Source organism: Robiginitalea insularis, assembly GCF_052497835.1.
Genome location: NZ_CP199296.1, coordinates 665,196 through 690,526 on the forward strand (window position 1 = coordinate 665,196; position 25,331 = coordinate 690,526).

A 25,331-nucleotide genomic window follows, 5' to 3' on the forward strand; every position below is an offset into this window, starting at 1 on the left:
AAATATAATACCGACATGAAAAAAGTAGCGATTACCCTGATGGCAATGTTTTGCCTTGGCCTGAATTTTTCATGTAGCCAGACCCATAATAGTTATAAAGCAACTGAACTTAATGACATTCCGTATGTGATTGATCCAATTCCCGGGGATTCGCTGCAGCGGCTGAACCTGGTTCTACCCAAAAAGAATGGTGAGATTCCGCTTCTGATTTGGATCGGAGGAGGGGCCTGGTCTTATGTGGACAAGGACAAGGAAATGGACCTGGCCAGAAAGATTGCTGCCCGGGGAATAGCTGTGGCAAGTGTCGGGCATAGGTTAAGCCCAGCTGTATGGCGAGATTCTAGCTTGAATAAAGGGATCAGGCACCCCAAACACATACAGGATGTGGCGTCTGCAGTAAAATGGCTTTATGAACATGCCAATGAATACGGATATGACAGTGATAAATTTTTTATTGGGGGGTTTTCTTCAGGTGCACATTTATCCGCACTCATCAGTATGGATAGTACCTATTTAAACCAGGTTGGAATTTCTCCTGAAATATTCAGAGGGATCATTCCCGTCTCAGGGGGGTTTGATATAATGGACTACCACAGTACTCTTGCAAACAGTGAAAGGCCTGAACTGGCCAAACTGCATGTGGAAGCCGTTTTTGGCGAAGGAGCAGAAAAGTTCAGGCAGGCATCACCCGTAACCTATCTTTCCAACTTATCAGCACCACTCTTGCTGATTAGTGACAATGAGGTATATAACTACTCCAAACTCTTTGAAGAAAAAGTTCGGGAAACGGCATTCAGGAAAATGCAGGTGGTATATGCTTACGACTTATCCCATGCAGCGCTCTGGAAAAACCTATCTTTTAGTGAACAAAGCATATACAGGCAAATAATTGTCCATTTTATTGAATCAAACTCGGAGTTGGGGGTGGCAACACAAAACAAAAAAGAGAATGAATAGACCAGATAGCCAATATAAAATTTATAGCAAAGCAGGGGCTTCCGTATTCCGGGTACCGCAGCGCATACTTATTCTAGTTGTCTATTTGCCTTCGTTATAATCAGCCCTTAAGCAATGATAAAATTCTTTCGAAAAATCAGACAAAACCTACTTTCAGAAGGGAAAAACGGAAAATATTTCAAATATGCTATTGGTGAAATTGTGCTTGTGGTTTTTGGGATTTTAATAGCACTACAGATCAATAATTGGAATGAGTATCAAAATGAGCGGGAAACAGAGATGATGGTACTGAATGAGGTAAGCGAAAATCTGGATGCAAATATTTTAAGATTGCAGTCAATGATAGAGCGATGCAACACCGACAACCATTCAGCTGACATTGTAGTCTCATTGCTCAATAAAAAAATTATATATTCTGATTCGTTAAACAGCCACTTTCCTCTGGCACTGAATCCGGCTGACCAGGAATCATTTATATCTTACGTAGGGTACGAGTCCCTGAAGAATTTAGGCTTCAATATCATCCAGAATAACGGCCTCAAAAACGAAATCATCAATCTTTTCGAAGGATCTTACCTAGATTTAAAAGCCAAATACAATCGTGCAGATGATTTAGATCCTGAAATAATTAAATTCCGTCATCAACATTTTCTTGTCCGATCAAAACCTGAAGGTGGCCGATGGTTCATACCCATTGATTTAGACAATTTATTGGAAAACAAGCAATTTGAGAGTCATTTGGTTGAGCTTAAAGGATTAAGGGGCTGGATTATGCTGACGCTAAATCAATGTCTTAAAGAAACACAGAGAGTCCATCAAATGATCAATGATGAATTGAAAAAAAACTGATTGATGGCATTGAAGCATTCAATAATGAGTTAAAACAATAAGGCGTTATCAATTAGCGTATCCCGGTAGTTATTGGTGTAATTAAAGGCAGCGAAACCAGGTCTAGTTCGTAGATTTTAACCGAAATAAGTAACTTAAGTTTCTCAATTTGTGTTTAAGGGATCCCCGTCGCCGTGATTTAGGTGCAGAGCGCTAATTCGAAATGATTTTATAAATACCGTAAGAACATTTGATACCATAATCTGATGAAACTAAAAACAGTTATCCTCCTTGCAATCACCTCTATTTTTATTTCTTCCCATAATCAGGCACAGAATAGCCTAAGTCCAAAACCAGGTGGTTTCGATTCAGACAAAGACCTGTTATTGGCACACTATGACTGTAAAACGGATGTGGATGATCTTCAGTCTGTGGCTGCATTCGCTACAGTATTGTCTCATAACAGGTATTCAGAAATAAACTATCATGCGGTTGCCGGCGCTTACGGTATTCAGGATGGGCTATATGTTCCACCAAATGATCTCTTTAATCTTGCCTTCGGAGACAACTGGTCAGATGCCCATAAAGATTTTCAAAAAGCCGTAGACCATGTCAAAACCATGGCCTCTGCTGTGCTCAAAAATCAGGGTGATATTTGGATTGCAGAAGCAGGTCAATCCGATTTTTCTGCCGCATTGATTCAGGCCATAACAGCTGATTTACCAGATGTGAATGTCTCAAAAAGGATTCACCTGGTACAACACAGTGACTGGAATGAGGAAGTTACCGCTCCTGCTGCCCTGGATTATGTGAAAACAACCATTGATTATCACAAAATAGCAGATGGGAACGCCGTTGGGAATGGAACACCAGGGTTTCGATCTGCTGAATTTACCGGTTGGAAAGACAAAATCTCAAATCCCGAATTGATTGCGATATGGAAATTGGCTATTGAGCTATCCAACCAATATAACGGGAAAGAGGGTAGATATCACAATGAAGCAATTTCAGCAGGCGGCTTGGATTTCTCTGACACTTCAGAGGTTTGTTGGATTTTGGGGTTACAGGACATCCGGGATTCAGAACAATTTTTTAATCTTTTTTCTGACTGAATAGTGGTTAAATTCTTAATTAATAAATGAAAAAGAAATTAAATCATTTGAGAGAATTAAGCCTCAGGCTAATAAAGAACAGCACCTTTATAAATTTATTTGCAACGACTCTGGGAGTACTCCTGGCCTTTTATCTGGATGGATTATATGAATCAAATGTAATCAAAACCAAGGTGGATGTGGCCTATTCCAACATTATTACGGAATTGGAGAGAAATAAACAATCTGTTTTAGAGGACCAAAAAAATGATACCGTAATTTTTGTTATTGATCAGATTCGAAAGTATGACAAATTCCTCAAAGGTGAGATCATAGCCACACCCAATACGTTTGGTTCCATAAGGGATGAAATAAATGCTATCGAAGTTGTTGATTCTTTAAACTTAGAAGAGCAGACTGTAAAATATTTCGTCAATTACAGCAATCTTCAATTCAGCATATCCACCTTGCCAAATGTTGCATGGGAAGCTGCTAAAACCGCTGAAATAGCCAATTATCTGGAATATGAGTGCCTGTCTGCCATCATTAAAATATACGAGCTCCAGGACTTGTTCGAAGCAGAAGAATATAAACTTCTGGAATATTATTCGGACGAAAAATATATCCAGTTTTACAATACTGCATCTATTTCACGCGGACTGAGAAATCAACTGCTAGAAAGATATGATGAGGCTATTGTGAAGCTAAAAAATTGTAACTGACATCGTGCAAAATCAATCACATAGTCGGTTAAGAGGGAACGTTTTTCATGCCTATTATAATTGATCTTCTACAGATCATTCCGCACTAATCATACAAAAGACCGAGATGTAAAATTATAAATATGAATTTTAAAATTTTCACCAGTTCACTATTCCTCATTCTGAGTACGGTCTTTGTTCATGCCCAGGTAATTGTAAATGAAGACATTGATTACTTTCCTGAGTCTGAATATACCGACAGCAAGGATTATTTAGATATATACATGCCTGAAGGCAAAAAAGATGTTCCTGTTATTGTCTATTTCCATGGGGGGGCCCTGTTAATGGGAAATAAAAGCTGGGGGAAGGATATAGGCCATAAAGTGGCCAAGTCTGGAATTGGCCTGGTTAGTGTCAACTATCGTTTGTCTCCAGGTTTTCAACATCCGGCCCATTTACAGGATGCAGCAGCTGCAACAGCGTGGGTTATCAATAACATAGAGAAATATGGAGGTGATCCTCAAAACGTATATGTTGCGGGTCATTCCGCCGGGGCTTACCTTGCCGCACTCCTTTCCATTGATTTTTCCGTATTACAAGCCCATGAAATTGAGCCATCAACGATAAGGGGTACCATATTGATCAGTCCTTTTCTTTATGTGGAAGAAACAGCAAAAGTTCGGATCGAAAGGGATTCAGTCTACAAAACTATTTGGGGCAATGAACCGGAAAATTGGGTACAGGCCTCTGTAACCCCCCATATCTTACCTGATCGAAATAATATTTTACTTATTTATGCTGATGGAGACGAGGCCTGGAGGAAGGAACAAAACGAACGATTTGCCAAGGCCATGACAGACATTGGCAACCTTCGTGTCTACACCAAAGAAGTACCAAACAGGGACCACCTGACATTACTTTCTAAAATTCTTGATGAGGATGACAGGATAGTTAAGTTGATACACGACTTTGTAATGAAAGAAGAATAGATAATAAGCCACATAGCACCTTAGAAAAATAATTGATTAATTATAACAACCTGCAATCTGGTCTTTCCCAAATCTATCTGCACTATTAATAATATGTTCTACCTTTAAGGAAGTCGCGCTGCATATGAATAAGTTAATCAAAGAACTTAAGCGCAGGAATGTACTAAAAGAGACAATTGCTTATTTGGTCGTTGCCTGGCTTGTTCTGCAAGTATTTTCAACCGTATTACCCATTTGGAATGCACCCGCCTGGGTTTTACAAATCATCACCATTACGTTGGGCCTGGGATTACCTCTTTGGGTTATCTTTTCATGGCATTACCAGTTTACGTCTTCCGGTATCAAAAAAACTGAGAAATTGGCAAGCGATACCAGGAGGTCTAAAAGCAACAGGGTGTTAAATACGGTTATCATGATTGCCCTGGCGGGAGCCATCGCCTTAATTTGGATTAAACCCGGTGCAGTCACTTCCGTATCGGCTGATAAATTATCTATAGCAGTACTTCCTTTTACCAATATGAGTGATGATCAGGAAAATGAATGGTTTAGTGTTGGTGTTACTGAAGACATATTAACGCACCTATCTAAAGTTAAAGGTTTACGCGTAATTTCACGAACCTCGGTGATGCAGTTCAAGAACACTGATAAATCCATTCCTGAAATAGCCAAAGAGCTCGATGTTGCATATATCGTTGAGGGCAGTGTTCGCAAGCAGGCCAACCAGGTCCTTATAACAGCCCAGCTTATACAAGCCAACGACGAACATCTTTGGGCTGACAACTACAATGAAAATTTGATTGATGCTTTTAAGATTCAGCAGGAGGTCTCTCAAAAAATCGTAAAACAACTTAAAATATTTATAAGCCCTGAAGAAGAAAAAGCCTTAAAATCAGAAACCACTACAAATGTTATGGCAGTGGAACTGTTTTCCAAAGGCCGGAACATTGCAGACAACAGGGCGCAGGACAATCTTGAAAATAGTATCGAGTTATTCAAAGAAGCGATAAAGCTGGATCCCTTGTTTGCGGAAGGCTATGCCGAAATAGCCAATTCCTATATGCTCCTTTATACCTATGGAGATCTTAGCAAAGAAGAATCCGCTCAAAAGGCCAATGAATATATAGATAAAGCCCTGGAGATCAATCCCGATATTTCCAGACCCTATACCGTCAGGGCCATGCTGCACTCATGGGATGGGGAATGGAAAAAGGCAAGGATAAACTTTGAAAAGGCCATTGAACTCAACCCGAATGATGCTACGGCATATCACCATTTTGCCATTTACTGGCGCGACAATCCGCAACCGGACGCACAAAAATTATTGAAGCACATAACGACAGCCCAAAAGCTGGATCCGCTTTCCAGACCTGTGAATCAGACAAGGTTGCAAGCGCTTTTGGTTAATGATAAATTTGAGGAAGCCAGAACCTACCTGGAAAAAATCAGATATATATTAAATCCGGATGGAATTTTTCAGACTGAAGCTTATATAAACAGTGCAATCAAAAAGGATCTAACAGAACTTATTTATACATATGAGCGTGCTTTGGAAGACGATCCTGATAATCTCACTTTACTTCATTCATTAAACAAATTATACACCTGGATTTTGCTGGATCGAGAAAAGAGCGTGGAATATGCAAAACGAATATTTGAAATCGATCCAAAAGATCCGAGATATATTCTGGATAAACTGAATAACTTTTATATCAATAAGCAGTTCAAAGAAGCGAGTAAAATTTTAAATGACACTGCTCTTATGGATTTGCTAAATCCGTTTCAAAAAATAATTGTGTTCCATGATTATTATGCATTCCAGGATAATTACGAAAAGGCCGAACACTATCTGGAGCAATTAAAACCCCTTAATCTGATAGGTTATTATTCCAATAAGGCATGGCTTTATTCAAAAAAGGGCGATTCAAAAACGACCTATGAAGTCTTTATGAGGCCTGAATACAATCCTTTAGATTATACCAAGGTAATCTGTTTTGCCCATTTGAAAGAGACCGATTCCTTGTTTCATTATTTGAATAGGATCTCTAATTATGCAAATCTGGATTTCAGGAATTACAGTTTAATGGTTATAAATGGCAGTCCTGCTATTGATCCTTACCGAAACGACACGCGTTATATGGATATTATGAAAGAGCATTACTTCCCCATTAAGGTCCTACAGAACTGACTTAAGAACATGATTTCTTTTCTCAATAAGGGATTGAATTAATCCAAAGAACACAGCTGTCCACATCGAAGATTCGCTCCCAGCTTTTTTTAGGGAGAAACTGACCGGCATACTTATTTTATTGCTTCCCCTTAAAGCCGTCATAAAGCTTTAGTTCGCCGGGCTCCGTAGCAGGGCCCATGCCGTTAATGGAATGGTTGATGCCTCCGTTCAGGCCGGCGAATGTTGAAATATGGGTGATTTCAATGCCTGAGTTGTCCGGGGTTTCCATGGCGTTTTCCAGCCTTACGTTATTTGAGACCGTTTGTTCCCCACTAAAAAAACTGTAGATGCCCAATCCATACGCCTGGTGATGTTGCACACTATCCGCTACCTTATACGAAGCATAGCCTGCTTTTCCGCTATCATTCCATGCCTCATTACTGGGCGGGTGATAGGGGATTTCTGATTGATAAAAATACGTGCTGCCGTATTCCCCTTTCCAAAACGTTTGGTACCCCTGAAAGTGCTCGTTAAACAGACCGTAAATCGTCACATGATCCCCGTTGACAACGAGTCCGTGTTTATTTTGTCCTTCCCCCCAGTCCGTTCCTATACCATGGTCGGCCCGCCATAACCAAAAATGATCGCCAATCACATAATTGCTGTTGATAGTCAGGGTAGTTTCCGCCTGCCCGACTCCTGCCCCCCCTACCCTGCAATAGATATCGTGAAGCGAAATGGGGTTATCGGGATAATCCGCATCGGAACCTGCAGTCCCGATCTCAATAAGGGTTGGCGAAAGCCCTGCTCCCGCATCTACCATAAAACCGGCCAGTTTTATTCCGGGGATATCATCGGTAACAAGGGCAATCTCCCCGTTTTGAGGGATGAGCGTTGGCAAACCCAGCCCGAGGACAACGGTATTGGGCTTTGTTATGGTTAGGGTTTTATCTAGCTTGTAGATCCCCGGTGTAAAGAGAATATGCCTGCCATTGGCCAGGGCCTGATTAATGGAAGTTGCGTTGTCCTTTTCCGGAAAGGCGATATGGAACGAAGTGATCGGTATGAGTTCACCTTGCTCATCCCGATTTCTCCAGGAAGGGCCGGAAGTTTCCCGTTGCAGTGCCGGAACAAAAACAGCGTATTCTCCGGATTCAGTATACATCAGGAAGGGTTTTTCGCGAATTATAGGGGTTTTATCAATTACGGTTGTAGGTTTGTCAGGCCAGGTGTCATCCGGAGCGCCTTCCACGCCAACAAATACCCTGTTCCAGTTTCCACCTTCCCAAAACCCGATTGTTGAATTTCGTGTCATCCACTGTTGTCCGGAAGTTAAACCTGCCCTGCCTTCTACAAGGGAGTTAGCAAGGACTCCCCCACTTGCCCAACTGCCTTTGTCAAAATTAATATCTCCGGCTACATGCATGCGCCTGTAGGGGGCGGCTTGCGATACTGCCCAGTAAATCATGTTGCCATCCCTGGGCACAACTTTAAAGTTCTCAGCCCCACGCCAAAACATGGTTGTAACCTTGTTCGGAATATTATTACTGTTGGTTGTGGTAGTGGATTGCACTGCCCCATTGATGGTTACCTCATCCGGGTACATCCCTAAGCCCAATGCCTGCATATAATAATCGACGGTCACATCTATCTCGTAGGTTCCGGGCTTAAACAGCAGGGCGTATCGCTCTGAGCCAAATTCGTTATACATCTGCTGCTTGTGTAAGGCGTCAAGGGTTGTCCTGATACCATCCAGGTCCATGGTATCTTCAAATACAAATACGTTATCACCAAATATGGTGGTATATTGTGATGTGTCGGGGGCATCAGAGCCTTTGCCTGGATTGGAACAGCCGGCAGCAATAGGCAGGGCCAGTAGGGCAATTAAGGTGTAGAAGAAATGTCTGCAAAAGGAGATGGGACGCATAGTAAACCAGATAAAGTGTACTGTTAGTATTCAACTAAAATACAGAGAAAACACATTTTTATTTCATTATACACCTCCCCTGAACTGGAAAATTGAATCGACATCACTATTGAAGTTTGACACCCTGCAACCAGCATCGTGCGCAAAAGGCTAATTGAGTTATTTGCAAAACAAATTGCTTAAAGATACTTTTATGGATATTTGACAGCAGAAACCTGCGGAGCTTAGCCAGGCGCTGGCATGTAGAAAAAACACTATTTAGTCCATGAAGCTCAAAAAGATTCACAACAAGTTGGAACCTTTGGCATCCAGATCAGGAGTAGTAGGCTTGTTCTTACTTTCTCATGCTGTCTTGGTATTGATGATGCTCTTTACTTTTCCGCGGATTAATGCCAAATTTGGCACACAGGCGTTCGATCTGAAAACTTTTGGATATTCTCTATTAGAAGCTAGAGTGATGCTTCGGGAATTGGATCAATCTACAGTAGATTTCTATCTTTTCCCCCAACTATTTCTTCTTGATATACTATATCCTGTTTTGCTAGCACTCTTTTTAAGTACGGCGATTATTGGACTATCTGGTTTATTAAAGATCAGCCGCAATCATGTATTTTCAAATTTATTTATGCTCCCGTTCCTTGCTATGTTCACGGACTACATTGAAAACATCTTGATTTCGGTGATGCTTATAAACCGAACAAATGTGCCGCCTGGAGTTATAAAAACAGCCAGTATCTTTACTCAGATGAAAGGAGGGTTTACTACCCTGAGCTGGTTGGTTGTATTAATCCTCCTCGTAGTATGGGTGGTTAAAAAAGGGAAGAATAAAAAACATACTGCCAACCCTGTGAAAAAATAGTTTAAAAAATGGTCGACACTAACCTTTGTGCTACATTGTGGCCAACTTTAACAAATGATAAACTTCTTTAGAAAAATCAGGCAAAACTTGCTTTCAGAAGGGAAAACCGGAAAGTATATCAAGTACGCACTTGGAGAAATTTTCCTTGTAATGATTGGCATTTTACTGGCATTACAAGTTAACAACTGGAATGAAAAACGAAAAAGCAATACCCTGAAAGAAGCGTATATAGAAAATTTAATTGCAGACCTGAATACTGATTTGGAGAATTTAGATCAGCTCAATTTTATAAATACGCACAATGAAAAAGAAGGGCGTTACCTCGCTGAATTTTTGGATAACAGATTAACTGAACCAGACACTTTAAGATTAACGTATGCCATCATTTCCACCGGTTTTATTCCGAACATTACGATAATATCATCAACCTATGATGACCTTATCAATAGCAATAACATTCACTTATTCAATGATGTTCAAATAAAAAAGCTCCTTGATGGCTATTACATCCCGGATAACTGGGTAAAACTCTTTAATGACCGCATCCTTCAAACGGCCTGGTATGACTATCGGGATGAAATGCTTAAATTCCATAGTCCTTTGCTCTATAAGGATTTTTACGCCGGGGATCAGTCAATAAATGCAAACTATTCCCGGAAGTACGATATAAAATGGGATCTTATGAAGGGCAACGACTATTTAAGAACACAGATAGGGATGCTGGAAGCCTTCAGGATACCCATAAGGAAGAATATTGAAGATCACATAATAAAAGCTAAGACACTTTTATCGTATTTGAACAAATTAAAGTAATGAACATTAGACTAACGCTATTAGCCGGAGTTTGCATTCTCGCAACGGCATGCCAGAATCAGAAAAATGATTCTCAGAAAAGTGATTCAGGCATATCATCGGAGGATCCCTTTGATTTTCCAGATAGTTTATCTGCCAGGAGAATTTCTTTCGTCCTGAATTTAAAAAAAGCTGTTGCAGAAAGGGCCTGGCCTGACTTTGGTGAAAAAAGAACGGAAGGAACCTTAGTTTACTTCAATGGGGATAAATCTGAAGTATTCTTTCCCGATTCACTGGTAATTAAAACTTTGGAAGATTACGATCAATATAGTGCTGATTATTTGATCACCTCGAGGACGGACAGTATTCCGTATCATATGGAAAATATGTTGAGTTTTGAAAAAGCAGACTCCTCCCGTTTTTTCTACGATAACCCTGTGGAACAATATTCTTCAGTTGAAGAAATTGGCAATTATATTCCATCGGTCGAAAGCACAGAAATGTGGGCGACCATGGTTATACATGAAATGTTTCACCACTATCAGCTCAATAATGACAAGTATAATGAATACGCTAAATCTTCCATCAGTACAGTGTCATTTAATCCCAATAATTTTGTTTCCATATGTCGGGAAGATCAGGAGTTCTTTCAAATGCTTCAAAAAGAAAACGACTACCTCATGGAAGCCCTTTCGGAGAATAATTCGGCCATTCGCGATTCATTAATTTCTACCTACTTAAAAGTGAGAAAAGGGCGTATTCAGAAATATAGCCGGGAATACCCTGACCTGGAACGGGTAGAAAACTTTTATGTAATACAGGAGGGATCAGCCAGATATATTGAGTATAAAAGCATGACAGTGCTATCCGATTATTACAACAAGCCGGATTCAATTACAATTTTAAATGACCCGATGTTTAAATCATATTCGGAATTTGAAGAAATTGATTTTACCAATCCGGCATTTAGCTACCTGACTTATGCAGCTTGTTCCGATTACCACTATACTATAGGCTTTAATATAATGCGCCTTCTTGATGCATTAGAAGTTGAATACCAAACAGAGCTGCTCAACCATCCCGAAAAAGGCTTGCATCGATATTTGCAGGAATACATGGATGCGTTGCCTGACCAAAATTAGAAAACAATATTATAACACATGCGAGGTAAACTAGCCTAATTGGCACTGATTTGTAATTTTTCAATAACAGGCTGCAAAACAGGGGATGTTGAGAAATCGTATTTTTCATCATCTGACGGAACAAAAATCGCCTATACCGATGAAGGAAGAGGCAACCCCGTATTGCTCATACATGGTTTTATAGTTGACGGCAATTTCAACTGGGGCAATTCTGAGTTTAGGAAACAATTGTTAAATGAGGGATATAGGGTGTTTATCCCGGACTTAAGGGGTAACGGAAATTCTGACAAGCCACAAAACAAAGAATCCTATAAAGATAATGCAGAGGTAAAGGATTTAATTGCCCTGGCAGACCATTTAGGCCTCAAAAACTACATGGCTGTCTGGTACTCCCGAGGCTCCATTATACTTGCAAAATTGCTGACAATGAAGATCCCAGGGATTTACAAAGGCAAATACCCAGTAGCAGGTTGAGTATTGTGAACGGAAACCATATGAGCACTTTTAACTCCAAAGGGTTTGCTATGGCTATTATCGACTTTCTCGAGGAAAAATTACGATGGCTATAATTCAGCGTGGCTGAGTCAATAAAATAGCCCAAAACGCAATAAACATAGCTGGCTTCCGCCGCGGAACGATTCTTCCAAACCAAAAAAAACACTACCTTATTACCCGTAACAGATGCTTATGGGATATAGCTGTGACATCTGAATTATCAAACCAAACCTCTTAGAAAATGAAACAACCCGGTCTAATCCTATTTACTGTTTTACTCCTCTTACAATTTCCCGCCTATGCACAGATCAGCGGAAGCCTTATGCAACACCCGGACGTATCCGTCACACAGGTGTGCTTTGTTTATGGGGATGACATCTGGATAGCCCCGAAAGGAGGAGGTACGGCGATGAAATTAAGTTCTCCCGAAGGAGTGGAAAGTTATCCCAGGTTTTCACCGGACGGCAGCAAAATTGCCTTTTCAGCAAATTATCAGGGCAACATCGATGTGTATGTGATACCCGTCCAGGGAGGCGTTCCCTTAAGGCTAACCTATCACGGGATGCCGGACCGGGTTTTGGGATGGACGCCTGACGGTAGTGCTGTGCTTTTTGCCTCTTCGAGAGAAAGCGGCCGCCAGCGTTTTAATCAATTCTACACTATCCCGGCCACGGGAGGTTCCCCGGTTAAATTATCTGTCCCCTATGGGGAGTTTGCTTCCTTTTCTCCCGATGGCGAAAAAATAGCCTTTACCGAGTTGTCCCGGGTGAACAGAAACTGGAAAAGGTACCGTGGCGGGATGGCCCCTGATATAACCATTTTTGACCTGAACACCTTTGACGCTAAAAACATCACCAATAATGCCGCAAATGACGAACTGCCCATGTGGGTTGGGAATGCTGTTTATTATATGTCGGATAACGGACCAGAGAAAAGGAATAATTTATGGAAATACGATTTGGCGTCCAACAGCAACTCCCAGCTTACAAATTTCACTGATTACGATATTACGTTTCCCCAAAACAGCGCTACGGATATTGTCTTTGAAGCAGGAGGAAAACTGTATTTATACGATATAGCTTCAGGTAACACCCGGGAAATTCAAATAAGGCTTATTTCAGATCAGAAAGGCCTAATTGTGCAACAGAAGCCGGTTGATAAATACCTTCAGAACGCCACGATCTCCCCAGACGGCAACAGGGTGGTGGCCGAGGCCCGTGGAGACTTGTTCGACCTGCCGGCCACTGAAGGCTTTGTGTCTAACCTGACGGCCACCTCGGGAAGTGCTGAACGCTATCCGCAATGGTCCCCTGACGGGAAGAATTTGGCCTACTGGAGTGATGCAAACGGGGAATACCAGCTTGTGCTGGCTGATATGACCGGGAAAAATCCCCCGGTAACCCTTACCGATTTCAGCAGTGGGTTCAGGTATACCATTTTTTGGTCCCCGGATAGTAAAAAGATTGCATTTGTAGATCAGGCCATGAATATCAACTACATGGATGTGACTACCAAAAGCATCCGGAAGATTGACAAAGGCAGATACCTAATGGAAGGGGGTCTGAGGAATTTCAGGGTATCCTGGTCCCCGGACAGCAGGTGGATTGCCTATTCCCGAACCACTGACAACCCCAGGACATCGGCCGTATTTCTTTATAACCTTCCAACAGGCAAGGTTTCCCAACTAACTTCAGGTTTTTATTCAGATTACAATCCTGTGTTCAGCAAAGACGGGAAATACTTGCTCTATGCGACTAACAGGACGTTTGATCCGGTGTACTCCGATATGGACAATACCTTTATCTATCCCAACAGCTCCGGAATAGCGGTAGCAACCCTGAATAATAAGGTTGAATCCCTGATTGGAGCAAAGAATGATGAATTAAAACCTGAAGAGAAAAATAAAGAGGGTGCCGATAATTCCAAATCCAAAAAAGAAAAATCGACCAAGGAGGATGGAAAGAAAGGGGAGGCAGAAATGACGGTTATTGACCTGGACGGATTCGAGAATCGGGTGGAACTACTGGACATAGCCCCTGGCAATATCGCAAGGCTCTCCACCATAGACGGAAAACTTTTGTTTGTCCGCTTTCCCAACTCCGGCTCCCCTGAGGGCTCCAAACCGGCCCTTTGTTATTATGACTTTAAGGAAAGGGAAGTAAAGACCATCATTTCCGATGTTCAGGACTATTCCGTGTCCGAAGACGGTTCCAAGATACTGGTTAATCAGGGGCAAAAACTGGCCGTGATCGAACCCAAAGCGGACCAGAAAATAGACAAACCTGTTCCTACACAAAACATGATGATGCAGGTTGTCCCAAAGGATGAATGGAATCAAATATTCAATGATGTCTGGCGGATTGAGAGGGACTATTTCTACGATCCCGGAATGCATGGGGTAGACTGGAACCTTATGAAGACGCGGTATGGTAAACTCGTAGACCAGGCCAACTCCAGAAATGATGTAAACATTATTATCGGCGACCTGATTGCGGAGTTAAATGCTTCGCATACCTACAATGGCGGAGGGGACAGAGAACAGGCCAGTCAGATAAATGTGGGGTATCTGGGGGCAGATATGGACGTTGCAAATGGATATTTCAGAATTAAAAAAATCATCAGCGGAGCCCCCTGGGACGTTGAGGTCAGATCGCCCTTGTCCCTTCCCGGTATCAATGTTAAGCAGGGCGATTATTTACTGGCGGTAAACGGACAAAACATCGATGCTGCCAAGCCGATACATGCCGCTTTGCAGGGGCTTGCCGGGGCAACCGTACAGTTAACCTTGAATAGTACCCCCTCCTTTGTGGGCTCAAGGAAGGTAGTTGTAAAGCTTTTGCCTTCGGAGACGCGATTGCGGCACCTTGCCTGGATTGAAAAAAACCGGCAAAGGGTGGAGAAAGCCACCGACGGGAAAATTGGCTATGTGTACGTAAGGAGTACCGGGCAGGATGGGCAAAACGAATTAATAAGACAGTTTTATGGTCAGATTGACAAGGAAGGCCTCATTATCGATGAACGCTTTAATAGTGGCGGACAGATACCTGACCGGTTTGTCGAATTGCTGGACAGAAAACCACTTGCCTTTTGGGCAGTGAGGGATGGTGAAGACTGGTCCTGGCCGCCGGCAGGCAATTTTGGCCCAAAAGTAATGCTGATAAACGGCTTCAGCGGATCGGGTGGGGATGCATTCCCGGACTACTTCAGGAAGTATGGCCTGGGCCCGCTCATCGGGACCAGAACATGGGGGGGATTAATAGGTGTTAGCGGAGCTCCTGCTTTAATCGACAACGGAGGTGTTACCGTACCCACCTTCCGGATGTATGACCCCGATGGCAATTGGTTTAAAGAAGGGCATGGGGTGGATCCAGACATCAAAATTATTCAGGACTTCCAAAAACTTGCCAAAGGCCAGGATACCCAGTTAGAAGCGGCCATTGAGGAAGTTATGAGATTACTCAACAGCCCTGCGCGCTTTGAAATCCCAGTTCGTCCGGACTATGAAAAACGAAATTAGATCGGGAATGGAATATGTACCTGGGCATCTGGAATAGAATTAAAGAGTAAGATTTACTAATACTCAACAATTTACAAGGCTATGACCTGCGTGCATGAGTCGTATAATCGTAAGTTTTAAAAATGAAAAAAATCAAATACTCAATCATCAACGTTTTTTGTCTGTCCCTCTTAATATTTAATTCGTGGCAATTAGCAGCCCAGGAAAACGAGCCTGATAGTGCCAGTCCATTATCTGACTTTTCTGTTTTGATTGGAGGTGAATGGTACCTGGATAATTCATATCAGACTTTTGAGTGGGGTGTTGGAAAGCTGTCTGTAATATCAAAAAGCTATTTTCTGGTAGACGGGCAGGCAAAACTTGTAGCCGAAGGAGCATGGATCTGGCATCCCGGTTTAAAAGTGATCAAAGGTTATTTCACGGCGGTGGATATGCCTTATAGTTTTTTTGAATACACTACTGCATTTGAAGGAAAAAATATGATGAATGCGTTAACTACTTACACCCCTGATGGCGTATCAGAAACCTATCAGGAGAACTGGGAATTTCTAAACGACAGCAGTTTTAACTGGTCGCTTTTTGCAAAAACCGAAGAAGGACTCTCCAAAATTATGGGAGGGGAATACCTCAGAAAGTAAAAGTCATTTAATAAATAAAAGCATAATAATCCTTGCAAATGAAACAGCTTCATAATTCCATTCTCATATTATTCCTGCTTACTGGCCTTGTTAACTGCAATTCCCCCAAAAAGGAAGTTGTATACGGTGATGCAACCAAAGAATTAATTACCCTTGTTGAAAGCAAGCCGGAACTAAAAGCAATGCTGCAGTCTTCTATAGATCAGGCAAAGGAAATCAATCCAAACAGGGATACAAATCCTGCTCAAACCCTTGAAGAATATTATGAGTTTATTACCTGGGCCGAAACAACCATGCCCTGGGCAATTGTAAAAAAGGAAGAATATCCGGAAATCTTTGATCATATTTTTCAGGGTTTTTGTGCGTTTTATTTCCTGATTGACCAGCCCTTGGCAGAACTTGAAGGAAAAGGCCTGGTCAATAATTCCTTGCAGTACTATGAACCCTTTGCAAAATGGCTCACAACCTTCAGCAAATCATGGGGTGCGTTTCTAGATACCGAAGCTTCATGGAATGAAGAATATTATCAAATGGCTTTGAATGATCCGAATTTTGGGTTGCAAAAGGGCTGGTATGAAGATCCCTCAAACTGGAAAACGTTTAATCAATTCTTTGCCAGGTACCTGAAGTCTCCAGATATGCGCCCCATTGCAAGTACAGAGCAGGACTCTGTAGTGGTCTCCTTTGCCGATTCACAACCTATGGGTGTATGGAAAATAGACAACAACTCCAACCTGGTGGAAAAAGACGGGGTTCCGGTAAAGTCTGCCACGCTGAATTCTGTATCAAAACTTATTGGTGAAGACAGTGCGTACAAAGACGCATTTGCCAACGGTACATTTACACATTCCTTCCTGAACGTAAACGACTATCACAGATATCACTTTCCCATAAGCGGAACCATAAAAGAAGTCAGGGTCATTCAGGGCATCAATCCTACGGGTGGCCAGCTGTGGTGGGACCAGCAGAACAACCGTTATGCATTTAACCCAAGTGCCAGGACCGGATGGCAGGCTATTGAAACAAGAGGCTGTGTTATTCTGGAAACCGAGGAGTTTGGCCATGTGGCCCTCTTACCTATCGGGATGGCAGTTGTGGGTTCTGTTAATTTTGAAGACAATATTACGGCAGGCACCAGAGTAAAAAAAGGCGATATGCTGGGCCATTTTGCCTTCGGCGGATCCGATTTTATCATGATCTTTCAGGAGGGCATTACCTTTACTTTGGATGCCCCCATGCAGGATGATGGAACTTCATACAAACACCTGTTAATGGGAGAACGTTTAGGGCTATTATCCAGAGAGGAATAATAAATTAGCAAATGCATTAGCAGCTATCCCCTACTCTAAGTTTTCAAAAGGAAATTTCCTACTTTTAAGCAACCCCGGTAAATAAAACACCTGTCTGGTTGATTGCTCTGGACCGTTTTAAGGCAGAACAATCGCGCTACAGAAAGGTTATGTTAACTGGACTGTACTCAAATAAAAAATGCAGTAATGACAGATAAAGCAAGCAATTCTCTATTGGCCAAACTTGGAAATCAGCTGCATAAAAATAAGCTGGTTAAGGCAGGGGAGATTTTATTGCTTTTCATTTTTACATATACCTTCATTAAGCTAATAATGCCTCTCGCCGGAGACAACCCCCTTTTAATACAAGCAGTTGTCTGGACGGCGAATATTCTGATGCTGATTTATGTTTGGATAGGACTTAAACTGCGCGGCGAAAGTTGGAAAGACTTTGGACTGGTCTTTGGATCCATTTCTTTGAGAAGCGCAGTTAAAGTTACGCTGCTCTCTCTGCTGGTGTTTGTTCTCGCAATAGCCGGCTTCATAATAGGGTCTGTTATCATGGCCAATATAACGGGCATTCCCGAAGGAGCCAACATGAGCGGTTATGATTATTTAAAAGGTAATATTTGGATGCTTATTATAACACTGGCAGGTGTTTATATCGTTTCTTCATTTGGTGAAGAAGTTATTTACAGAGGATTCCTGATAAACAGAATTTCCCAAATCGGCAATGATTCTAAAAAAGCTACCATTATCGCTGTTATCCTTAGTTCTATTATTTTCGGGCTTATTCATTATGCCTGGGGGCCCATGGGGATTGTGCAAACAGGCTTTATGGGATTAGCTTTGGGAATCAGTTATATCAAATTAAAAAAGAGACTTTGGATTTTGGTTTTAGCCCATGCCTATATGGACACCATACTTATGGCACAGTTGTATATGGCGAGCAATTAAAACAAAAAAGAAGGTATTAATTGATTATACGGACATTGAATTAAACGACCATAAACTCGGAAATATAGAAATTCCAATATGATTACCTCCCTGGATATTTCAAAAATAGCCATAGCAAAAGCGTTGTTCACCATAGCTCCAACTTCCCCAAGGAAAATTCCTATTTTTAAATAGACTATAATTAACCCCGGCTTATCTTGCACATAATCGAGCATTATATTAAAAGCCCTTTTTGAGGCTCAATTACACCGGGCTGCCTCGCACCTTCCACAGGCATCCCGGAAATAACTAAAGAACACCTAAGAATGAATAAATTCACAATAGTATTTATAGCTGCTTTATTTCTAATCTGCTGTAAACCTGAGCGTACAAACAAAAAAATCTTCAGCTCCTTCGACGGAACAAAAATCGCATTTGAAGACGAAGGGACCGGAGAAGCGGTATTGCTGATTCATGGCTTTATAGTGGATGGAAACAGTAACTGGGGTGATACTGCATTGAAAAGGCAATTGTTGGAACAGGGGTACCGGGTCATTATTCCAGACCTGAGGGGCAACGGCGATTCGGACAAACCACAAAACAAAGATGCCTATAAAAACGATGCAGAAATAAAAGACCTTATAGCCCTGATAGACCATCTGGGTATTGAAAATTATATGGCTGTTGGCTACTCTAGGGGCGCTATTGTACTTGCAAAATTGCTAACCATAGAAAATCGGATAACCAAAGCTGTTTTCGGGGGTATGGGACTGGATTTCACCAAGCCGGATTGGGACAGGAGGATTGCTTTCGGGAATGTTTTTTCAGGACGCACACAACCGGATGAAATGACGAAAGGAGCAGTAGATTTTGCAAAGGATCTTAATGTTGATTTCAGAATTATGGGGTATTTACAGGATTACCAACCTGAAACCAGCATTGATGAACTCAATAATATTAAAATTGAGACACTCGTAATTTCCGGAGAAGCGGATTTGGATAATGGGAAACCAGAAGAATTACAGAAAGAAATCCCCAACAGCCGGTTGCGCATCGTAAGCGGTAACCATATGAGCACTTTCAAACAGAAAGACTTTGCGGAAGCGATTATATCCTTCCTTAAAGAAAAATAGAAGTGGCTTAGCTGATTTCCGTACATTCCCAACTGAAAGAATTTACCTAAATTGAAACGAGCCCATTGGTTTAAAGATGGGATTTATCCAACCTAATGAGCGCTATTAAAGTGAAAGAACTCTCACAGCATCAGAAAATTCTTTGGGGAAAACGAAGCATAACCCTTTTATCCGGAATACTCATCTGGCACCTCCCTGTTCCCTGGGACCTGACGCCGGACACCTGGCATTTGTTCGCCGTCTTTATAACGGCCATCCTGGGGGTTTTAATTGAAGCCCTTTCTATTTTTACGGCATCTGTACTGGCACTGGTGGCCGTGGTGCTTTTAAGGGTGCTTCCCCCTGAACAGGCTTTTTCAGGGTTCTCAGAGAGCTTTATCCTGCTCATCTTAGCCGCTTTTTTAGTTGCAAAAGGAGTCATTAAGTCAGGTTTGGGCAGGCGAATCGCCTTTTTACTCATCCGCCGGTTTGGGAAATCTACTTTGAATTTGGGGTATTGCATTGTTGCCACAGACACCCTCCTCGGGCCTGCCATTCCCAGCAATACGGCCAGGTCCGGAATACTTTATCCCATTGCCCATGCCTTGTCTCTGGATACCGGCTCCCTGCCCACTCCGGAGGGCAGGAAAAAAACCGGAAGCTACCTTATGATGACTGCCATATCCGGACACACCATCAGTTCTGCACTCTGGTTTACCGGAATGGCCGCTAACCCGGTGGGTGCCGGAATTGCTGCCCAATTTGGCGTAAACATGAATTTTGGAAATTGGCTCTTAGTGGCCTCTGTACCCTGCATAGTAGCCCTGATTGCAATACCCTATGTTTTGTATAAGCTCTTTCCGCCCGAAAATAAATTTACTCCACAAGCCCCCAAAATAGCCAGGAAGGCATTGGATGAAATGGGCCCCATGAGCAGGCAGGAATGGATTATGGGAATGACATTTTTTGGAATGATCCTGCTCTGGGCACTTTCCCCTATCCTGGATCTGAATTTGGCAATTGTTGCCTTTTTTGGGCTAGCCATTTTGATACTGACCAATGTGTACTCCCTTGAAGATATCAGAGAAGGTGCCGGAGATGCACTTGAAACCTATGTATGGTTCGCCATTTTATATATGATGAGTACCGCCCTGAATGACATGGGTTTTATGAAGACCCTGGGAGCCCAGATAGCTACCTATATCAGTGATTATAATTGGTTTACTGTTTATATCCTTTTGACGGTCTTATACGTGTTAATTCACTATCTGTTCGTCAGTCAGACGGCCCAGTTGCTGGCATTGTACGCCGTTTTTTTGCAAGTAGCTGTAAATGCCGAGGTACCCGCTGCACTGATGGCCTTTATGCTTTCTTTTGCCACCAATTATTTTGCTGTCATGACCCCCCAGGCCTCCAGTTCCAATGTACTGTTTGCCGGAAGTGGGTTTTTACCCTCAAAGGACATATATAAACAGGGGGCAATCATAACCATTCTCAATACGACCATCTTCCTGCTGGCAACGCCCTGGATAATTTGGTCTTCCTCCTTATAAGGGAATCATGAATATCAGATTTCAGGAAAATTGTATTAATTAGCTGAAAAATTCGGATGGAAATAGTAATTATTTCAATCGTAGCATTTCTGGTTGCCATTTTGACCTTCTTTTCAGGGTTTGGATTGGGCACAATCCTTACGCCGGTCTTGATGATTTTCTTTCCTGTTGAGCTGGCAATTGCCCTTACAGGCGTGGTGCATTTCTTCAACAACATTTATAAACTGGGTTTAGTGGGCAGAAATGCAAACAAAGATGTTCTGATCCGCTTTGGGATTCCTGCAGTAATTGCAGCCTTTTTTGGTTCCTGGGTATTAATAAACATTAAAGACGTCCAACCGCTATTTTCTTACCATGCCTTTGGTTCCTTTTTCGAAGTATATCCCGTAAAATTCTTAATATCAATTCTCCTGATCATCTTCGCGTCCATTGACCTTATCCCCTATTTCAACAAACTGCAATTTGGAAAAGACAAATTGCCTGTGGGTGGGGCCTTAAGTGGGTTCTTCGGCGGGCTTTCAGGCAATCAGGGAGCCTTGCGCACTGCCTTTCTGATTAAGGCCGGGCTGTCGAAAGAGGCATTTATTGGAACGGCGGTAGTGGTTTCCACCTTTGTTGATTTTACAAGATTGAGCGTCTATGCTTCCGGGTTTTTAAAATCCGGCCTGATCGATAACCTAAGCCTGGTAATTTTCACAACACTTTCGGGAATTGCCGGGTCATTTATTGGAAACAAACTATTGAAAAAAGTTACACTTAGGTTTGTGCAGGTTACCGTAGCCATTTTATTAATTATAATATCTCTTGCCCTGGGCGCAGGCATTATTTAGAAAAGTCAGGGGGCGATAACTAAGCGAGAGTAAATCAGGCAAATACCTGCTGTTCACAATTGGAGAAATCATTCTGCTGGTTATCGGGAATTTGATTGCGCTTCAAATCAATATCAGCCGGGAGATTAAATCAAACCAAAAATTGAGTATCTTTTATCCATAGGCCGGGTTGTATATATCCGTTTAACTATATCAGATGAAACCTGCAAGGTGCAGCCTTTTTATTCATTTTTAAAAAACCACTAAATACTTTTATGACAACCACCAAAAACGTACAGATTATCGATTCTTTATACGACGCCTTTTCTACCGGGGATATACCAACCGTTTTAGGGCTGATGCATCCCAAAATCACATGGAACGAAGCGGAAAGCAACTCCCTTGCAGACGGCAACCCCTACGTGGGTCCCGATGCCGTCCTGGAGGGTGTCTTTGCCCGCCTGGGAGCGAATCACGAATACTTTGGACTGCAGGATGTCAAAACCCATGGCATGGACAACAATATGGTCTTTGCCACCCTCCGGTATGACGCTAAAGTAAAGGCCACTGGCAAAAGCTACAATGCACAGGCCGGACACCTGTGGACCCTTAATGAGGACGGTAAAATAATTGCTTTCCAGCAATTTGTTGACACCAAGAAACTGGCGGATTCTGAGAACTAAACCAAATGATATAACCGGGTCAAAGGTAAAACTGAATGGATCGCTAAGATAGCTCTGCTATTTTCAGCACCGTGCAGCGCGCTCCAACGGAATTCCTTATCCGTGTTTAGGAAAGGCGAAATGGATAATCTGGCAAAGGATTAAATCCGGATCAAACCACCGATTTGGTCAATAGCTGGATTACCGATAAATTAAGGGCACAACGTATCAAAACAATATCGGATCTTGGGGCGGCCTTTTTATCTATGAGGTTCTCTATGATTTAAGACACCTGAAATATGATCAGATTTTTCAGACGCATCCGTCAGCAGTTCCTCTCTGAAAACAAATTCAGCAAATACCTTTTTTATGCTATAGGGGAGATTGTGCTGGTTGTGCTTGGAATCCTGATTGCCCTACAGATTAACGATTGGAATGAGAAAAGAAAGTCCAAGCTGGTTGAAACGGAACTACTGAGGCAGTTTCAGGTAGAATTAAACTCGGATATTGCGGCCATTGAACACACCCTGGAAGTGTATCAAAAAGCGAACAATTCGTGCGCAGTCCTGATCCGGCACCTCAAAAATAACGGCGCCTACCACGATACCTTAAATTATCATTTCGCGGTCTGGAATGATTACGAACATTTCAATATCAACAACGGAGCCATCTCAAACCTCAATTCAAGAGGGGTCGAAATCATTTCTGATGCGGATTTGAGAAACCAAATACTAAAACTATACAACCAGACCTATTCCTATAGCAAAGATATTGGGGGCTTCTACAGGGAAGACCTTGTTCAGTTTGTTTATCCTGTATATTTAAAAAAAGTGGAGCCGGTAAGTTGGGGAAAGATGGCTATCCCAAACGATTATGATGCCCTTTTAAAGGATACTGAATTCATGAACCAATTGCAATGGATCAAGAATGCTACCGGCCATAACATGGATGTCTACAGGGAAGCCCTGGCAGAAATTCGACAGATTATAAACGCCATTGAAAAGGAATTGGAATAGAGTTCAATATTTTGAGTTTAAAAAACTGAAAATAAGAAGTGTTATGCTCAAAGACATACATCCAAAATTACCGATGCGTGACAATGGTGTTACGCGCTGGTTCTATCTAAATCAATTGGGATTCAATGTTTTCGGCAATGCAGACTTTGATAGCTACCTGATGATGGAAAAAGACCAGATCCAAATCCATTTTTTCGAGTTCAGGGTGCTGGACCCAAAAGAGAGTTACAGGCAGGTTAATATCAGGACGGACAATATTGAAGCGTTTTACAATTCACTACTGGAAAAAGGGACCCCTATTCACCCGAACGAACCCTTAGAAACCAAAGCCTGGGAACAAAAAGAGTTTTCAATACTGGACCCCGACCATAACCTGTTAACCTTTGGACAGGCTATTTAACATATACCGAACCGTCCATTTGGGCTTTGCACCACTTCAGCCCCCCCTTCAAGAAGAAAAATCGCTATTTTTAATTAACCGTGAATTAAGCAGGGCTTATGCCATACATAACCCGAAGTTAAGTTGCAAGCTGTTCTGGGAAGCCACTCTGTTGCCAGAGCTACTATAAGAAAAAGCAGATTACGCATTTTTTGAAAATAATATCTGAACCAATACCCGAAAAATGAAAACAACAACATTTCTGACTTTTGTAGGGGATCAGTGCGGGAAGGCTCAGGAGGCCCTGGATTTGTACACTTCCATTTTTCCGAATTCGGAAATTAAAAGCATCGTAAAATACGATGAAGGTGAGGCCGGAGGAACCCCGGAGCTTATCAAATACGGGGTTTTTACGCTTAATGGCACCGAATACATGGTTTCCGAAAGTAATTACAATCATCCCTGGTCTTTTACGCCGGGGGTATCACTTTTCGTTGAAAGTGACTCAGAAACGGAAATACAAAAAGTATTCGAAAGGCTTGTTTCAAATGGCGGTCAGATAATGGTTCCATTGGATTCTTATGAGGCCGGTGATTATGGCTTTGGAAAAAAATTCGGCTGGTGTGAAGATAAATACGGCATTTCATGGCAATTCCTGCTTTCTGACTAAAGGCAGGGGAACCTATGGCCAATTTTGAAAAATCAGATGAAAATAGGCATAGCCCAGATAGAACCGATTAAGGGGCATATTCAAAAGAATATTGAAATCCATAAAAGATGGGTTGAGCGGGCTGTGGCCGAAAATGTAAACTTTCTTGCCTTTCCAGAATTGTCGCTTACAGGTTACGAGCCTGCACTTGCCAGGCAGCTGGCAATAGACCCCTCTGATTCGCGTTTGGATGCATTTCAGAAAATCAGTGACCGGAACAGTATCACAATCGGGCTGGGGGCACCCACCAAATCTGCGACCGGGATACGGATAAGCATGATTATTTTTCAACCCAAGCAAGGCCGGAAAATATATTCGAAACAACGGTTGCATCCGGACGAGTTGCCCTATTTTGAGGAAGGGGACCAACAACTGCTTTTAACCCTTGGCAATACAAAGATTGCACCCGGCATTTGCTACGAGTCCCTTCAGCGGCCGCACGCAGCAGATGCAAAAAAGCTGGGGGCCGACATTTACTTGGCCAGTGTAGCCAAGTCTGAGAAGGGGGTTGAAAAAGCGTTTACGCACTACCCGGCAATGGCCCGGGAGTTCAATATGCCCGTATTGATGTGTAATTGTTTTGGGTTTTGCGATACCTTTCAAAGTGGAGGTTCTTCTGCGGTGTGGAATGCCAGGGGAGACCTGCTGGGGAAACTCGAAACTGATAAAGCGGGAATGCTTATCCTCGATATGGAATCGAAGCAGGTGATCAGAAGGGAAGATTTTACCTCCCACACTTTTTGAACATCCTTAAAAACACATT

At 42.2% G+C, this 25,331-nt stretch carries 23 protein-coding genes; 22 read left to right on the top strand and 1 reads right to left on the bottom strand.

Annotated elements, in window-relative coordinates:
- Nucleotides 1-15: 15 nt before the first annotated feature.
- The 6 genes from ACT6NV_RS03045 to ACT6NV_RS03070 all read left to right on the top strand — a co-directional run bounded on the left by ACT6NV_RS03045 (nt 16) and on the right by ACT6NV_RS03070 (nt 6,751).
- Nucleotides 16-957, top strand: a complete 942-nt coding sequence (locus ACT6NV_RS03045; protein ID WP_445385796.1) for an alpha/beta hydrolase fold domain-containing protein — start codon at nt 16-18, stop codon at nt 955-957.
- Nucleotides 958-1,071: 114 nt separating this feature from the next.
- Complete coding sequence (locus ACT6NV_RS03050; protein WP_445385797.1) at nt 1,072-1,806, top strand: DUF6090 family protein; 735 nt, start codon at nt 1,072-1,074, stop codon at nt 1,804-1,806.
- Nucleotides 1,807-2,051: 245 nt separating this feature from the next.
- Entirely contained in the window at nt 2,052-2,897 is an 846-nt protein-coding gene (locus tag ACT6NV_RS03055) for a hypothetical protein (RefSeq protein WP_445385798.1), read from the top strand.
- A gap of 26 nt (nt 2,898-2,923) precedes the next feature.
- Nucleotides 2,924-3,598 (top strand): hypothetical protein, encoded by a 675-nt coding sequence (locus tag ACT6NV_RS03060; RefSeq protein ID WP_445385799.1) that lies wholly within the window; start codon nt 2,924-2,926, stop codon nt 3,596-3,598.
- A 122-nt stretch (nt 3,599-3,720) separates the two neighbouring features.
- The gene (locus tag ACT6NV_RS03065) at nt 3,721-4,566 is read left to right on the top strand and encodes an alpha/beta hydrolase (RefSeq protein WP_445385800.1); all 846 of its coding nucleotides are present in this window, start codon (nt 3,721-3,723) and stop codon (nt 4,564-4,566) included.
- A gap of 124 nt (nt 4,567-4,690) precedes the next feature.
- Nucleotides 4,691-6,751 (top strand): hypothetical protein, encoded by a 2,061-nt coding sequence (locus tag ACT6NV_RS03070; RefSeq protein WP_445385801.1) that lies wholly within the window; start codon nt 4,691-4,693, stop codon nt 6,749-6,751.
- A gap of 118 nt (nt 6,752-6,869) precedes the next feature.
- On the opposite strand, the gene ACT6NV_RS03075 is transcribed toward ACT6NV_RS03070, so the two are convergent.
- Entirely contained in the window at nt 6,870-8,660 is a 1,791-nt protein-coding gene (locus ACT6NV_RS03075) for a hypothetical protein (RefSeq protein ID WP_445385802.1), read from the bottom strand.
- Nucleotides 8,661-8,925: 265 nt separating this feature from the next.
- On the opposite strand from ACT6NV_RS03075, the gene ACT6NV_RS03080 reads away from it, so the two are divergent.
- From ACT6NV_RS03080 to ACT6NV_RS03155, 16 genes are all read left to right on the top strand, one after another.
- Complete coding sequence (locus tag ACT6NV_RS03080; RefSeq protein ID WP_445385803.1) at nt 8,926-9,519, top strand: hypothetical protein; 594 nt, start codon at nt 8,926-8,928, stop codon at nt 9,517-9,519.
- Nucleotides 9,520-9,573: 54 nt separating this feature from the next.
- Nucleotides 9,574-10,332, top strand: coding sequence for a DUF6090 family protein (locus tag ACT6NV_RS03085; RefSeq protein WP_445385804.1), 759 nt, complete (start codon nt 9,574-9,576; stop codon nt 10,330-10,332).
- The gene (locus tag ACT6NV_RS03090; RefSeq protein ID WP_445385805.1) at nt 10,332-11,453 is read left to right on the top strand and encodes a hypothetical protein; all 1,122 of its coding nucleotides are present in this window, start codon (nt 10,332-10,334) and stop codon (nt 11,451-11,453) included. The genes ACT6NV_RS03085 and ACT6NV_RS03090 overlap by 1 nt, the downstream gene beginning before the upstream one ends.
- Before the next feature lie 39 nt (nt 11,454-11,492).
- Complete coding sequence (locus ACT6NV_RS03095; RefSeq protein ID WP_445385806.1) at nt 11,493-11,927, top strand: alpha/beta fold hydrolase; 435 nt, start codon at nt 11,493-11,495, stop codon at nt 11,925-11,927.
- A 262-nt stretch (nt 11,928-12,189) separates the two neighbouring features.
- Complete coding sequence (locus ACT6NV_RS03100) at nt 12,190-15,465, top strand: S41 family peptidase (protein ID WP_445385807.1); 3,276 nt, start codon at nt 12,190-12,192, stop codon at nt 15,463-15,465.
- A 122-nt stretch (nt 15,466-15,587) separates the two neighbouring features.
- The gene (locus ACT6NV_RS03105; RefSeq protein WP_445385808.1) at nt 15,588-16,103 is read left to right on the top strand and encodes a hypothetical protein; all 516 of its coding nucleotides are present in this window, start codon (nt 15,588-15,590) and stop codon (nt 16,101-16,103) included.
- Between the two features lie 38 nt (nt 16,104-16,141).
- A complete protein-coding gene (locus ACT6NV_RS03110) occupies nt 16,142-17,413 on the top strand; it encodes a phosphatidylserine decarboxylase (RefSeq protein ID WP_445385809.1) in 1,272 nt (423 codons plus the stop codon).
- A gap of 186 nt (nt 17,414-17,599) precedes the next feature.
- Complete coding sequence (locus ACT6NV_RS03115; protein WP_445385810.1) at nt 17,600-18,349, top strand: CPBP family intramembrane glutamic endopeptidase; 750 nt, start codon at nt 17,600-17,602, stop codon at nt 18,347-18,349.
- A 305-nt stretch (nt 18,350-18,654) separates the two neighbouring features.
- A complete protein-coding gene (locus ACT6NV_RS03120; protein WP_445385811.1) occupies nt 18,655-19,461 on the top strand; it encodes an alpha/beta fold hydrolase in 807 nt (268 codons plus the stop codon).
- Nucleotides 19,462-19,556: 95 nt separating this feature from the next.
- Entirely contained in the window at nt 19,557-20,993 is a 1,437-nt protein-coding gene (locus ACT6NV_RS03125) for a DASS family sodium-coupled anion symporter (protein WP_445385812.1), read from the top strand.
- A gap of 56 nt (nt 20,994-21,049) precedes the next feature.
- Complete coding sequence (locus ACT6NV_RS03130; protein WP_445385813.1) at nt 21,050-21,823, top strand: TSUP family transporter; 774 nt, start codon at nt 21,050-21,052, stop codon at nt 21,821-21,823.
- 254 nt (nt 21,824-22,077) lie between these two features.
- The gene (locus ACT6NV_RS03135) at nt 22,078-22,485 is read left to right on the top strand and encodes a nuclear transport factor 2 family protein (protein WP_445385814.1); all 408 of its coding nucleotides are present in this window, start codon (nt 22,078-22,080) and stop codon (nt 22,483-22,485) included.
- A 278-nt stretch (nt 22,486-22,763) separates the two neighbouring features.
- On the top strand, nt 22,764-23,480 hold the full coding sequence (locus tag ACT6NV_RS03140; RefSeq protein ID WP_445385815.1) for a DUF6090 family protein: 717 nt from the start codon (nt 22,764-22,766) through the stop codon (nt 23,478-23,480).
- A gap of 43 nt (nt 23,481-23,523) precedes the next feature.
- Nucleotides 23,524-23,880 (top strand): bleomycin resistance protein, encoded by a 357-nt coding sequence (locus tag ACT6NV_RS03145; protein ID WP_445385816.1) that lies wholly within the window; start codon nt 23,524-23,526, stop codon nt 23,878-23,880.
- Between the two features lie 223 nt (nt 23,881-24,103).
- Complete coding sequence (locus tag ACT6NV_RS03150; RefSeq protein ID WP_445385817.1) at nt 24,104-24,529, top strand: VOC family protein; 426 nt, start codon at nt 24,104-24,106, stop codon at nt 24,527-24,529.
- 36 nt (nt 24,530-24,565) lie between these two features.
- Nucleotides 24,566-25,312, top strand: a complete 747-nt coding sequence (locus tag ACT6NV_RS03155; RefSeq protein ID WP_445385818.1) for a carbon-nitrogen hydrolase family protein — start codon at nt 24,566-24,568, stop codon at nt 25,310-25,312.
- Nucleotides 25,313-25,331: the final 19 nt, after the last annotated feature.